Here is a 14025-nt window from a genome sequence, read left to right as displayed (position 1 = left end):
GTCACGGCCTGGTCGCGGTCGAGGACCTGCGGGTCAAGAGCATGACGGCCGGCGCGAAGGGCACCGCCGAACAGCCCGGCCGTAACGTGCGGGCCAAGGCCGGGCTGAACCGGGCCATCCTCAACAAGGGATGGGGCGGGTTCCTGCTCGCCCTGCAACACGCGGCGCGCTACCACGGCGCGACCGTCGTCAAGGTCAACCCCGCGTACACGTCGCAGACCTGCCACGCCTGCCGGCATGTCGCATCGGAATCCCGCGAGAGCCAAGCGGTCTTCCGGTGCGTCACCTGCGGGCATCAGGCGCACGCCGACGTGAACGCGGCGAAGAACATTCTGGCCGCCGGGCTGGCGGTCACCGGGCGTGGAGACCTCGCCGCTGGGCGGTCTGTGAAACGCCAACCACCCGAACAGCCGCGGCGTGAACACGCCTCAGCCACGGGAATCCCTCGCCTTTAGGCGTGGGAGGAAGTCAACCGCTATCGTCCCGGGTGCACGGGGGGCACTGCGGACGGAGGAGCGCATGCTGACGTTGCCGCAGGCGGCGGCCAAGCCGCCGGAGTTCGGCCGGGACGCGCTCATCGTCTGCGAGAGCCTCGTCCGGATCTACCAGACCGGCTCCATCGAGGTGCAGGCCCTGCAGGGACTCGACCTGACCGTCGACGCCGGCGAGATGATCGCCGTCGTCGGCGCGTCGGGGTCGGGGAAGTCGACACTGCTGTCCATCCTGGCCGGGATCGACGCGCCGACCGCCGGGCGGGCCCGGGTCGACACCTGGAACCTGCTCGACCTGACCCGCAAGGACCGGGTGCACTACCGGCGGCACACCGTCGGGTTCGTCCGGCAGCAGACCGCCAGCAACCTGGTGCCCTATCTGACCGCCCGCGAGATGGTCGACCTGCCGATGACGGCGGCCGGAGCAAAAGCCAAAGAGCGCCGGGATCGTACCGGTGAGCTGCTCGACGCCCTCGGCGTCGGCGACTGCGGGGACCGCAGGCCCGGGCAGCTCTCCGGCGGGCAGCAGATGCGCGTCGCCATCGCCGTCGCGCTGGCCAACCGGCCGAAGGTGCTGTTCGCCGACGAGCCGACCGGCGAGCTCGACACCGCGACCGCGGCCGAGGTGTTCGGGGCGCTGCGGGACGTCAACCGGCAGTACGGTGTCACGGTCGTGGTCGTCACGCACGATCCCGCGGTCAGCGGGCAGGTCGAGCGGACCGTGGCCATCCGGGACGGGCGCACGTCGAGCGAGGTGCTGCGCCGCACCGCCACCAACGAGGACGGCGACACGCACGTGATCGCCGAAGAATATGCGGTGATGGACCGGGCCGGCCGCGTCCAGGTGCCGCGCGACTTCCGCGAGGCGCTCAACCTGACCCGCCGCGTGCGGCTCGCTCTCGAACCCGACCACGTGACGATCCGGCCCGACGCATGAGCCTGCTGGCGGTACGAAATGTGCAAAAGGCTTTTGGGTCCGTGCATGCGCTCAGGGGAGTCTCGTTCGACGTCGAGCCCGGCACCATGGTCGCGCTCGTCGGGCGCTCCGGGTCCGGCAAGACGACGCTGCTCAACATCGTCGGCGGGCTCGACCGGCCCGACGAGGGCACCGTCCACCTCGACGGCACCGAGGTCACCGGGCTCGACGAGGACGGGCTGTCGCGGCTGCGGCGGGAGAAGGTGTCGTACGTCTTCCAGACGTTCGGGCTGATCCCCGTGCTGTCGGCCGCGGAGAACGTCGGCGCCCCGCTGCGGCTCGCCCGCACGCCGGCCAAGGAGCGCGAGGAGCGGGTCGAGCTGCTGCTGCACCTCGTCGGCCTCGACGGCCACGCCGGCCAGCGGCCCGGCGAGCTGTCCGGCGGGCAGCAGCAGCGCGTCGCGATCGCCCGCGCGCTCGCCGCCTCGCCCCGCCTGCTCATCGCCGACGAGCCGACCGGGCAGCTCGACGCCGAGACCGGGCTGTCGGTCATGGCGCTCATCCGCGGCGTCGTCGAGTCCGAGGGCGTCACCGCGCTCGTGTCCACGCACGACCCGGTGATGATGGCCCTCGCCGACCGGGTCATCAACATCCACGACGGACAGCTGGACTGATGCTGAGGCTGCTGAGGCGCCGCGCCCGCGCGCAGTGGCCGCTGCTGGTCGCGCTCCTCGGCGTCGTCGCGATCGGCGCCACGCTGCTCGGCACGTGCGCGCTGCTCGTCACGCGCACCGGCGAGCGCGCCCTCGAAGTCGCAGCGGCGCGGGCACCTCGCGAGAACGTCGACGTCACCGCCTACACGGTCACGGTGCAGGGCAAGGACGCTCGGTCGGTCGCGGCCGACACCGAGTCCGTGGTGACGGGCGTGCTGCGGCCCTTCGACACCACGACCCGGTCCCGGGCCTCGTCGGTACTGCGGGCGCTGCCCGGGCCGGCCGGCACCACCGTGCCCGCGCAGTCGTATCTCTCCGGCATGTCCGGGCTGCAGGACAAGGCGTCGCTGGTCGAGGGGCGCTGGCCGGTCGCCGCGGGCGACGCCGTGCTGCTCGAGTCCACCGCACAGCTCCTGAGGCTCTCGCCGGGGTCCAGGGTCACGCTCGGCACCGAGCTGGTCCGGCCCCACAAGCCGGACATCGCGCTGACCGTCGTCGGCATCGTGCGGCCGCTGCCCGGCACCGGCTGGGACCGCGACCCGCTCGCCGGTGCCGGGTCCGCGCTCGGGTTCCTGGACGGGAACTACAGCCAGCCGGTCAACGCGTACGGGCCGTTCATCGTCACCCTGCCTTCCCTGCTCGACAGCGGCGCCACCCTCGACCGGCTCGAGGTCACCGGGCACCCCGACCTGTCCCACCCCAACCGGCGCGACCTCGACACCGTCGCCTCGGCCGTGCGCGGCGCCGACCGGCGGCTCACGGGCGCGCTCGGCGACCGGGTGCAGATCAGCCGGGTCGCCTCCGACCTTCCCGTGACCCTGTCGGCCGCCGACGAGCAGCAGCGGGTCACCACCGCCGTCGTGCTGGCCGTCGCGCTGCTCGGCGCCGTGCTGACCGCGACCGCGCTCGCCCTGGCCGGGCGGCTCACCGCCGGGGTCCGGGAGGGGGAGACCGCACTGCTGTCGGCGCTCGGCATCAGCCCGGGGCAGTTCGCCTTCGTGGCGGCCGTCGAGGCGGGTGCACTGGCGCTGCTCGCCGCCGCGGTGGCGATACCGGCCTCCTCGTTCCTGCACGCCGGACTCACCCGGCTGGCACCGCTCGACGGTGCCGGGCTGGCCGCGAGCCCGGCCGTCACCCCCGCGCAGCTCATTGTCGTGCTCGGCGGCGCGCTCACGCTCGCCGTCGTCCTTGTGGTGCGGCCGGCGCCGAAGGGGCAGGCGTTCGTCCGCTCCGGGACCGATCTCCTGCTCGTGGCGTTCGCCGCCGTCGGGTGGTGGCAGCTGTATGCCCAGCCGACCGGGTCCAGCGGGCGGGCCGACGCCGTGCGGGTCCTTGCGCCGGCGCTGCTGCTCGCCGCCGGGGCCGCGCTCGCGTTGCGCGTGGTGGTGCCGGCACTGCGTGGGGCCGATCGGCTGGCGAGCCGGGCCCGGGGGCTGGTGCTGCCGCTGGCCGCCACTGAGGCGGCACGGCGGCCGCAAGCCGTCGCCGCCGGGCTGCTGGTCGGGCTGGCCTGCGCCGCCGGCACGTTCGGGATCGCCTTCGACGCCACCTGGCAGCGCTCGCAGGTCGACCAGGCGGACCTCGGCGTCGGCACGGACCTTGCGCTCACGCTCACCACGCCGCCCGACGCCGGTCAGGGCGCCGCCGTCAGCGCGGCCACCGGTGGGACGGTGAGCCCGGCCGTCGACCGGGGGATCGCCGTCGGGCAGTGGCTCGGCACCGGTGGTGACCCGCCGCGGCTGGTCGCCGTCGACACGCGGCGGGCCGACGCGCTGCTGCGCGGGCGGCTCGACGGCTCGCGGACCTGGGCCGACGTCGGGGCCACGCTCGCCCCCTCCGCTGCCGTCAACGGGGTCGGCGTGCCGCGGTCGCTCACCGGCACCGCCACCGGCGCCACTCCGCTCGTCGTCACCCCGCGGCTGCTCGTCGAGGACGGCACCGGTCTCCGGGCGCCGTGCGTGGGGACACCGATCCCGCTCGATGGCCGCCCGCATGAGCTGCCGGTTTGCGGCGGTTTGCGGCTCGTGGCGGTGTCGTTGAAGGTCGATGCCCCGACGTTCGATTACTTCGATGCCGGGTTCAGCAAGATCGCCGTATCGTTGCGGCTCCCTTCCGATGGGAGCGCGGGCGGTCAGCAATGGACCGTCACCTCCGCGCCGCCGGTGCCCACGCAGATCAGCGGGCAAAACGTCAGCGTGACCGCGACCGAGTTGGCGATGACCGCATCGGTGCAGCTCGGCGGGCCGCCGGACGCGGCGCGCACGCTGGTCGCGACGGCGTTCGAGGACCCGGGGCCGGTGCCGGTCGCCGTCTCCGCGCGGTTCGCCGACGAGATCGGCGCGCACGTCGGCGACAAGCTCAGCATCACGATCGGTACGACACCGATCGCCATCACCGTCGCGGACATCGTGCCCGTCGTGCCCTCCGCGCCCGGAGCCGCCGCCGTCCTGGCCGACCTCGACCGGCTGTCCCGCGCCCTGGCCGTCGCCGGTGACCTGGCGTTCCCGGTCGACGCCTGGTGGGTCGGCGGGCCGGCGGCCGGCGCCGCCGAGCGGGTCGCGGGGCTGCACCTCGGCACCGTGACCACCCGCGACGGCGAGACGGCCCGGCTGACCGAGGGCCCGCTGCGGGCCGGGCTGCCGGCGGCGCTGCGCCTGCTCGTGCCGGCCGCCGCCCTCCTGCTCCTCGCCGGGGTCGTCCTGCACGTGACCTGCGACCTGCAGATCCGCGCGCTGGAGGTGGCCCGGCTGCGGGGCCTGGGCATGTCCCGCCGGCAGATCCGCGCCGTCCTGCTGGGCCAGCACGCCGGCGTGCTCCTGCCGCTGCTCGCGGCCGGAGCCGCCGTCGGCGCGCTGGCGACCCGGATCGTGGCGCCGCTGCTCGTGCGCTCCGACACGGGCGCCGCGCCGACGCCGGCCGCGCGCCCGGACTGGCCGTGGGCCGCTGAAGGGCTCCTTATCGCTGGGCTGCTGGTGACGGCCGCGCTCGCGGTGATCCTGGTGGTGGGCGTCCAGGTCCGCCGAGCGGACGCGGCGCACCTGCGGGTGGCGTCGTGAGCGCGCTGCGGTGGCCTCGGACTGGTCGGCTGCACTGGCCGAGCGTGCGGGGGCGGGCGCGGGCCGATGCCGGGCCGCTGCTCCTCGTCGCCGCCGTGGTTGCCGCCGTCACGCTGCTCGCGGGGGCCGTGCCGCCGCTGCTGCGGGACACCGCCGACGACGCCGTCCGGGACGCGGTGGCCGACAGCGGCGCCGGCATCACCGTCCACGCCCTCTGGGAGCGGGACGACGGGCCGACCCGTGGCCGGGTACGCGTCCCGAAGCTGGCCGACGACGTCGACGACCTGCGGATCCGCGCCGCGTTCCGGCTCGGGCCCGAGCTGCGCGGGATCCTGCAGCCGCCGATCGCCGTCGTCACCAGCCCGGTCCTCAACGTCACCGACGGCAGCGTGCTGCGGAAATTCCAGCTCGCCTATCTCGCGGCGGAGACCGGGCCCGATGTCACCTGGATCGCCGGCACCGCGCCGAAGGGCACGACCGACGACGACTACGAGGTGCCGTACAGCGCACCGCCGTGGACCGTCCAGGTCGGACTGTCCGAGCCGGATGCCACCGCGCTCGGGCTGCGGCCCGGCGACCGCATCCAGCTCAAGGACGAGCAGAAGAGCGTCAAGGACGTCCGGGTCAGCGGCATCTTCCGGCCGGTCGACCCGGCCGACCCCGCGTGGCGGCACGTGCCGGCGCTGCTGGGGCCGGTGGCGGGGGCCGACGGCGTCGGTACGACCCGGTTCGCGGGCCTGGTCTCCCGCGACTCGCTGCCGGACGCGCGGCTGGCGTTCGACCAGGACAAGCTCGTGCGGGCCGTCGAATTCGCGCCGCGGCCGTCCGCGCTCACCTGGGAGCGGACCGAGGCGATCGCCGAGGCGATCGTCGCGCTGAAGGCCACGTCGAGCTCCTCGGGCGTGTTCGACGACTCGATGCGGTGGGAGTCGCACCTGGACGGCGTCCTGCGCGACGCCCAGACCCGGGTCAACGCCGCGACCGCGCAGGCGTCGGTGCTGCTCACGGCGGTGCTGGCGGCGACGGTACTGGCGCTGCTGCTCGCCGCCGACCTCCTGGTCCGCCGGCGGGTGCCGGCCCTGATCGCCGCCCGCCTGCGCGGCGCGTCGCTGCCGGCGCTGCTCCTGGAGCTGCTCCTCGAGTCCCTCGCGCTGGCCGTGCTGTCCGGCGCGGTCGGCCTGGTGGTCGCGCTGCTGGTGACCGGCGGCGCGGGAGTGCTGTGGGCGCTGCCGGTGATCCTGGCGACCGTCGTCGCCGCCCCGCTCTTCGGCACCCTCGCCGCGGCACGCGCCACCAACGACCGGCGCGTGCCCGCCAACCGCAGCGCCCGTCGCTGGGCCAGCCGGACCGCCGCGCTGCGCCGCTTCGCCCTGGAGGGGGCGGTACTCCTGGCCGCGGTGGCGGCGCTCGTCGCCCTGCACCAGCGGGGCCTGACGACCGACGGCCTGCCGAGCGGCGGTTCGGCCCTCGGCGCCTTCGCGGGCGCGCTGATCCTGCTGCGGGTGCTGCCGGCCGGCACCGGCCTGGCGCTGCGCCGGGCCCTGCGCTCCCGCCGGCCGTTGGCCGTGTTCGGCGCCGCCCGGGCCGCCCAGACCGCCACCCGGGCGCTGCCGACGCTCGCGCTGGTGACGGCGGCGGCGCTGGCGTCGTTCGCCCTGACGGTGGCGGCCACCGCCGCGCAGGGCCTTTCCGACGGTGCGTGGCGCACGGTGGGCGCCGAGGCCCGCCTCGACCTGGCCGCGGAGCCGCCGCCGGACCTGCCCGGGGTCTATGCACAGGTCACGCCGGTCCGCCTGACCGCCGACTCGACCGCGGTGACCGCCCGCCTCGTTGTCGTGGACGCGCTCGCCTACCAACGGCTGCTGGCCACGACCCCGCTCCCGGACGCCCCCGCCCTGTCGCTCCTGAGGTCCTCCGCGCCGGCCGTCCCGGCGCTGGTCCGCGGCTCCCTGCGCCCGGGCGCGCACATCCAGCTGCCCCGCGAGGACGCCCCGGCCATCGAGCTGGTCGCCGTCGGCGCGGCTCCGCCGGTCGGCGACGACTCGTCCGACGTCGTCATCGTGGACACCGCCGCCCTCGCCGCGGCCGGGCTGCCGACCATCCCGAACACGGTCTGGTTGACCTCCCGCGTGACCGCCCCCGAGGGCGCGGACCTGGTGCTGCGCGAGGACGTCCTGCACGAGCGCCGGGCCGCGCCGCTCACCGCCGGCCTGCTGCGCCTGACCTGGACGGCCGCCGTCGTGCTCCTGCTGCTGGGCCTGCTCGCGCTCGCGCTCGGTGCGGCGGCCGGTGCCCCGGACCGCTGGCAGACCCTGACCCGCCTCCGCACGCTCGGCCTGCGCCCGCGCGATGCGCGGTGGGTGGCGGCGGGCGAGCTGTTACCCCCGGTACTCCTGGCGGCCGTGGGCGGCCCGCTGCTCGGCGCGCTGCTGGCGTGGCTGGTGGTCGGGCCGCTGGACCTGCGCCTGCTCACCGCCCAGGAGACGGCGCCGGCGCTGGTCGTGCCGTGGTGGTCCCTGGCGGCGGTGGCCGCGGCGCTGCTGGTCGCGCTCGCCGTGGTGGTCCCGGCCGAGTCCGCGCTGCGCCGCCGGCAACGGATGAGCGAGGTCCTCCGCGCCGGCGAGCGCTGACCGCGTCGCCCCGCGTCGCGCGTGCCGGCCCGCGGGCGCTAGCGGGCCAGGGGGTCGATCGTGGGCTCGGCGGGTTCGATGCTGGTCAGGATGTGCATCACCTGGTCATCGGTCAGGGTGGTGGTGCTCGGCTCGAGCCCGTACGTGCGGCCGTCGATGTCGATCTTCCAGAGGTCCGGGCCCATTTCGAGTTGGCGGCCGGCGTACGTCCGGTTCGGGTCGACCGCCTCCGTGGTGCCGCGGGGGAACGCGGTGATCGCGAACGAGCCGCCGGCCGGAAGTTCGATCCAGGACGTCTGGCGGACCGAGTCCAGCAGGGGGCTGGTGCCCGTGGAGGCGCCGCAGCCCTCGGCGCGGGCGCCCTGCGGAGCCCAGGCCAGGCGGAACGGGACCGCGCAGGTCAGGACGTGGTCGACGCGCAGCCAGGAGACGATCTCCAGCACCGACGCGCGGATGGTGTCGGCGACGACGGGCGCATCGCGGAACGTCACGACCACCTGGCCGTCCGTGTAGTTGTTCAGGGCGAAGCGCAGCCATCCCCGGCTTTCGGTGTACAGCAGCCTCGCCGGCCGGTTGTTGATCGTGAGGTCTTCCTCTCTCACGTTGGCCGGCAGGCTGTCCATGAAGGGGACGTCGGTCCCGTGCATCTGCACCGTGTAGGCGGTGTAGGGCTCCGTCGACGACTCGTCGCCGCGGAAGACCTGCAGTACCTCCCGGTCCGTGCTCGACGTCCAGAAGAGCTGGGTGGCCTGTGGGTCCACCGTGTCGAGGTGGATCTGCCGGCCCTCGCCGACCTTGCCGGTGGTGGTCAGCGGGGGCAGCGTCGAGTTCACCGCCGGGCGGTGCAGCGGTGGGGCGCTCGGCGACGGGCTGGGGGAGGATGATGGCTGGGCCGACGACGTGGTCGTGGGCGGGGGCGGCGTCGTGTGCGGCCGGGGGATCAGCGTGGCGGTCACCGCGACGGCCAGCACGGCCGCGGCCGCGCCCGACGTGAGCAGGATCTTGCGCGTGCGCACCCGGCGGACCCCGCGGCGGCGGGACGCGGCGAGCAGTTGCTCGACGTGGACTGCGCCCTCGGCCCGCTCCCGGAGCGCGGACACGATGATCGGGTCGATGTCGTTCATCGCCGCGTGTCCCCCTTCCTGTTCAGAGCCGGCGTCCCGGCGAGCCGGGCCCGGAGGGTGGCCAGCGCGCGCATCGCCTGCGTGCGGACGGTCACCGGCGAGCAGCGCATGATGCGCGCGATGGTCGCGTCGTCGAGATCTTCGTAGTACCGCAGCACCAGCGTGGTCCGCTGCTTCGGCGGAAGGTCGGCGATGAGCCGCCACGCCGCGTCCCGCTCGGCGGTCTCCGTGCCGATGTCCGCCCCGTCGGTCCGGTCGGGATAGAAGGACGGGATGTCGGTGGCGACCTCGGACGAGGAGCGCTTGCGGCGCCAGGAGATGTGGCTGTTGACCAGCATCCGGCGCAGGTACATGTCCGGATCGTCCACGCGCGAGATGCGGTCCCAGCGCGCGTACGCCTTGCCGAGGACCTCCTGGACGAGATCCTCGGCGAGGTACCGGTCGCGTACCAGCACGCGCGCCAGCCGTACCAGCCGTTCGCCGCGCAGGCGCACGTAGTCGTCGAAACTGATCACGCCGCCTCCTTCCCACCTGGGACCACGCCGCGGGCCGGTCGATCTGTTGCACGGCGCACCCAGTTTGCATGTCGGTCGATCTCTGCAACAAAGCTGCACACCGATTTCATTGACTCTCGTCGCTGGAACTCCCAACGTTGTCGAGGAAAGCGCATTCCTCACCGTCGAGGGAGGTTCTCACCGTGCAACCTGTCCGCCAACGGGTCGCTTTGGTGGCCGGTGCTGCCGTCACCGTCGTGGCGGCCCTGGTCCTGACCGTCACCACGGCCAATGCCGCCACCCTGTTCTCCGACGACTTCAACGACGGCAACGCCAACGGCTGGAACACGTCCGGCGGCAGCTGGTCGGCGTCGTCGGGCGCGTACGTCCAGACCAGCTCCAGCGCCTCCGCCAAGGCGCTCGCCGGCACGTCGTCGTGGGGCACCGTGACCGTCTCGGCCAAGGTGACGCCGTCCACGTTCGGCAGTTCCGGGTCCCGCGGGATCGGCATCGCCGCGCGGGCCCAGAGCTCGTCCAACTTCTACGCCCTCGTGCTCACGCCCAACGCCGTCCAGCTGCGCAAGGGCGCGACCACCACGCTGGCGTCGGCGCCGTTCAGTGGGTCGGCCGCCACGCAGTACAACCTCTCGTTGAGTGCGACCGGGAGCTCCCTGGTCGGCTCGGTCAACGGCAGCCGGCTGGTGGCCGCGACCGACGGCTCGTTCGTCACCGGGCGTGCGGGGCTGCTCGCCAACTACACCGCGGGCTCCTTCGACGACGTGGTCGTGACGGACGCGGCCGGCCCGTCGCCCTCCGCGTCGGTTTCCGTCTCCCCCTCAGGCTCCAGCAGCCCGCCGCCGCCCGCCGGTCCGGCGAACGGCTGGGCGGCGCAGGCCGGAGGCACGACCGGCGGCGCGGGCGGCGGCACCGTCACGGTGTCGACGTTCGCCGATTTCCGGACGCAGGCCCAGGCCGCCGGGGCGCGGACGATTCTGGTCAACGGCATGCTTTCCGGCAGCGGTACCGTGGAAATCAGCGCCAACAAGACGATCCGCGGGGTCGGCGCGAGCTCCGGCATCTCCGGCAGCACCCTGAACATCGAGGACATGTCCCCGGCGAACGTCATCATCCAGAACCTGAACATCCGCGGCGTGCTCGGCAACGACGCGATCCAGATCGAGAACGCGACGCACGTCTGGATCGACCACAACACGATGTGGAGCACGATCGAGAACGACCCGGACGTCTACGACGGCATGATCGACATCACCCACGCCGGCGACTACATCACCGTGTCGTGGAATGTGATCCGCGACCACTGGAAGACGTCGCTGGTCGGCCACTCCGACGGCAACGCGGGCGAGGACGTCGGCCACCTGCGCGTGACGTACCACCACAACTGGTTCGACCGCACGTTTGAACGCAGCCCACGCGTCCGCTTCGGCGAAACGGTCCACGTCTACAACAACTACTACTCGAACGTGCTGAACAACGCCGACTCGTACGCCATCGCCTCCACGATGAACGCGGGCGTCCTGGTGGAGGGCAACGTGTTCGAGAACGTGCAGCAGGCCTGCTGGTCGGCGAGCGGCTACGCGGACTCGGATCCGGGCCGGTTGGTCGCGCGCAACAACACCTTCACCAACTCCGGCCCGTGCGAGGCAAACGGCTCCGTGGCCGCGGTGCCGTACGCGTACACGGCCGAGAACGCCGCCACCGTCAAGGCCTCCGTCACCGGGGGTGCGGGGGCCGGCAAGCTTTGAGGAGATACGTCCGGTCGATGTACGGACATCGACCGGATCGAGGGGTGTAGCTAGCTCCACCCCGAAGTCGGTACCCACCTCTACTGTGTCGGTTGCCGTGAATCCATACCTTCAATGGCATGCCACAGCAGACACCGGCGCTGGAGATTCGGGCGCTCACCAAGCGGTTCGGCGACAAGGTCGCCGTCGATGCCGTCGACCTGACCGTCCCGCCCGGATCCTTCTTCGGGCTCGTCGGACAGAACGGGGCCGGCAAGACCACCACCCTGTCGATGGCCGTCGGCCTGCTGCGGCCCGACGGCGGGAGCTCACGGATCTTCGGCGCCGACGTCTGGGCGGCGCCCGTACAGGCCAAGGCGCTCGTCGGCGTGCTGCCCGACGGGCTGGCCATGCCGGAGCGGCTGACCGGGCGCGAGGCGCTCACCTACCTCGGTCTGCTGCGCGGGCTGCCGAAGGACGTCGTCGCGCGCCGCGCGGAGGAGCTGCTCGCCGTGCTGGAGCTCGACGGCGCCGAGCGGACGCTCATCATCGAGTACTCGACGGGCATGCGGAAGAAGATCGGGCTCGCCACCGCGCTGCTGCACGCGCCGCGGCTGCTGGTGCTCGACGAGCCGTTCGAGGCCGTCGACCCCGTCTCGGCCGCCACCATCAAGACCATCCTGCGCGGGTTCGTCGCCGGTGGCGGCTCGATCGTGCTGTCCAGCCACGTGATGGCGCTCGTCGAGCAGCTCTGCGACCACGTCGCCGTGGTCGACGCCGGACGGGTCGTCGCGGCCGGGCCGCTCGACGACGTGCGCGGCGCCCACTCCCTCGAAGACACGTTCGTCGGGCTCGTCGGCGGCGAGCGGACCGGCATCAAGGAGCTGTCGTGGCTGTCGCGTTGACCATGGCGCAGATGAAGATCGCCGTCCTGCGCCACTCGTACCGGGGCCAGCGGGCGCAGGCGGCCGGCACCGGGGCGGTGCTCGGCCTGCTGCTTGCGGCCGGCACGGTCTACCTGGCGTTCGTGAGCCCCGACCTGCTCGCCGCCGGCTACGCGGTCTGGCTGCTCGGCTGGATGCTCGGGCCGGTGTTCATGGGCGGCGGCGATGAGACGCTGCGCCCGGAGTACTTCGGGATGCTCGGACTGCCGGCCCGGCGCCTCGCGGTCGGCCTGCTGGCCGGCGCCTTCGTGGGCGTCGCGCCCCTCGTCAGCCTGGTCGCGTCGCTCGGGCTGCTCGTCGCCGGCGCGCGGCTCGGCGTCGTCAACGCGCTCGTCGCCCTGCCGGCCATGGCGCTGCAGCTCGCGGTGTTCGTGCTGCTGTCCAAGGTGTCGGTCGCGCTCGTCGGGCTGACCCTGCGCTCGCGGCTCGGCGCCATCGGCTCCGGCCTCGTCAACGGCACGATCCTCGCCGCGCTCGGCCAGATCTGGGTGTTCATGGCGGTGTTCGGCACGACCGGCACGCCAGACGCGGTGTGGTACCTGCCGTCGGGCTGGGGGCTGCTCGCCGTCCGCGGCCAGTGGTGGGCGCTCGGCGCGCTGGCGGTGCTCGTGTTGGCGCTGATCGGCGCGTGGGCCGCGCTGCTCAGCCGGCGCGCCGGCAGCACCCGGGTGTCCGGCCGCGGCCGCCGCCCGATCACCGCGACCACCGCCGATGGCGCCGTCGTCGCCAAGGAGCTGCGCACCTGGGCCCGCGACCTGGTGCGTAACCACCAGCTGGCGTTCGCGCTGTCCTACGGCGTCTGCTTCGCCGCCAGCCCGCTGCTCATCGGCTGGGACGGGATGCTGCCGTACGCCGGGCCGATCTTCGTCGCGATGGCCGCCGCCATGGCCGCCAACCTCTACGGCACCGACGGCACCGCGCTCTGGCTGACGCTGATGACGCCTGGAAGTAGCGATGTCCGCGGCCGGCAGCTGGCCTGGGTCTCGACGCAGGGCCCGATCGCCCTGGTGCTGACCGTCGGGCTGACCGCGGTCGCGGGCGGCCCCTGGCCGCTGGTCCTGGCGCTGCTGCCGGCCCTGCTGGGCGCCGCGGCCGGGCTGGTGCCGCTCATCTCGGTCACCGCGCTGGTGCCCGGCACAGACCCGCACCGCCGGGCCGGCAACCCGCTGCGGACCAGCGAGGACGACGGCGGCCTGACCGGTCTCGCCTACCTGATGCTGGCGCTGGTGATTGCCTTGGCGGCGCCGGCGGTACTGGCGGCGCTGTGGCTCGGCTGGCCCGGCGTCCTCGTCGGCGTCGTGAGCGGCGCGCTCTACTACTGGGGCTTCGGCCGGCTGGCCGACCGGCGGCTGCGCTCGCACGGGCCGGAGCTGCTCGACACGATGCGCACCGGCCGCAAGCCGCAGGGCTCGGGTCGGCCGAGCGTCTCGACCCGGTTCGCCGAGCTCAGCCGGCCGCGTCGGCTCATTGCCGAGTGGTGCCTCGGGTTCGCCGCCATCCCGCTGGTCCCGCAGGGCATCCTCGCCGCGGTGTTCGTGGCCAACGGGACGCTGCGCCACTCGTGGTTCCTGGCGACGTACATGCCGGCCGGCTGGCGCTTCGCGGTCGCTGGGGCGTTCATCGCGCTGGGCCTGGCGATGTACGGCACCGCTTTGTGGCTCATCCGCCCGGCCCGCTCCGCCGAGGCGGCCGCCGCCTGACCGACCCGCATCGCAGCAGGCGCCGTCCCCCGGGGCGGCGCCTGCTCGGCGGGGTGCGACTGGGCCGGGCGGTGTGGTTCGGCTGGGCGGTGTGGCTCCGCCGGGTGGGGCTGGGCTGGTGGGGCTGGGCTGGGTGCGGCTGGGCTTGGTGCGGTGCGGCTGGGCGGTGCCGCTGGGCTGGGTGCGGCTGGGCGGTGCGGTTCGGCCGCGCGGTG

General features: G+C 74.0%; 10 protein-coding genes. 8 read left to right on the top strand and 2 right to left on the bottom strand.

Annotated elements, in window-relative coordinates; translation table 11 throughout:
* The 5 genes from ABZS66_RS03110 to ABZS66_RS03090 all read left to right on the top strand — a co-directional run.
* Positions 1–455: transposase (locus ABZS66_RS03110; protein WP_354754583.1), on the top strand; the 455-nt coding region annotated here is incomplete at its 5' end.
* A gap of 64 nt (positions 456–519) precedes the next feature.
* Positions 520–1428, top strand: a complete 909-nt coding sequence (locus tag ABZS66_RS03105) for an ABC transporter ATP-binding protein (protein WP_354754581.1) — start codon at positions 520–522, stop codon at positions 1426–1428.
* A complete protein-coding gene (locus ABZS66_RS03100) occupies positions 1425–2081 on the top strand; it encodes an ABC transporter ATP-binding protein (RefSeq protein WP_354754579.1) in 657 nt (218 codons plus the stop codon). Before ABZS66_RS03105 ends, ABZS66_RS03100 begins: the two co-directional genes overlap by 4 nt.
* Positions 2081–5176 (top strand): permease, encoded by a 3096-nt coding sequence (locus tag ABZS66_RS03095; RefSeq protein WP_354754577.1) that lies wholly within the window; start codon positions 2081–2083, stop codon positions 5174–5176. The genes ABZS66_RS03100 and ABZS66_RS03095 overlap by 1 nt, the downstream gene beginning before the upstream one ends.
* A 44-nt stretch (positions 5177–5220) precedes the next feature.
* Positions 5221–7806 carry an FtsX-like permease family protein gene (locus ABZS66_RS03090; protein WP_354754575.1) on the top strand — a complete coding sequence of 862 codons (2586 nt, stop codon included), beginning with the start codon at positions 5221–5223 and terminating at the stop codon, positions 7804–7806.
* Positions 7807–7844: 38 nt separating this feature from the next.
* On the opposite strand, the gene ABZS66_RS03085 is transcribed toward ABZS66_RS03090, so the two are convergent.
* Together ABZS66_RS03085 and ABZS66_RS03080 are read right to left on the bottom strand one after the other, a co-directional pair.
* Complete coding sequence (locus ABZS66_RS03085) at positions 7845–8930, bottom strand: hypothetical protein (protein ID WP_354754574.1); 1086 nt, start codon at positions 8928–8930, stop codon at positions 7845–7847.
* The gene (locus tag ABZS66_RS03080; protein WP_354754587.1) at positions 8927–9442 is read right to left on the bottom strand and encodes a SigE family RNA polymerase sigma factor; all 516 of its coding nucleotides are present in this window, start codon (positions 9440–9442) and stop codon (positions 8927–8929) included. The genes ABZS66_RS03085 and ABZS66_RS03080 overlap by 4 nt, the downstream gene beginning before the upstream one ends.
* A gap of 185 nt (positions 9443–9627) precedes the next feature.
* Here ABZS66_RS03080 and ABZS66_RS03075 point away from each other — a divergent pair, with 185 nt between their 5' ends.
* From ABZS66_RS03075 to ABZS66_RS03065, 3 genes are all read left to right on the top strand, one after another.
* The gene (locus ABZS66_RS03075) at positions 9628–11187 is read left to right on the top strand and encodes a polysaccharide lyase family 1 protein (protein WP_354754573.1); all 1560 of its coding nucleotides are present in this window, start codon (positions 9628–9630) and stop codon (positions 11185–11187) included.
* A gap of 119 nt (positions 11188–11306) precedes the next feature.
* Positions 11307–12071 (top strand): ABC transporter ATP-binding protein, encoded by a 765-nt coding sequence (locus ABZS66_RS03070; RefSeq protein ID WP_354754571.1) that lies wholly within the window; start codon positions 11307–11309, stop codon positions 12069–12071.
* The gene (locus ABZS66_RS03065) at positions 12056–13810 is read left to right on the top strand and encodes a hypothetical protein (RefSeq protein ID WP_354754569.1); all 1755 of its coding nucleotides are present in this window, start codon (positions 12056–12058) and stop codon (positions 13808–13810) included. The genes ABZS66_RS03070 and ABZS66_RS03065 overlap by 16 nt, the downstream gene beginning before the upstream one ends.
* The last annotated feature ends 215 nt before the right edge of the window (positions 13811–14025 follow it).

This window comes from Dactylosporangium sp. NPDC005572 (assembly GCF_040605515.1).
GTDB lineage: Bacteria > Actinomycetota > Actinomycetes > Mycobacteriales > Micromonosporaceae > Dactylosporangium.
This window is presented reverse-complemented; position numbering and strand designations above follow the sequence as displayed.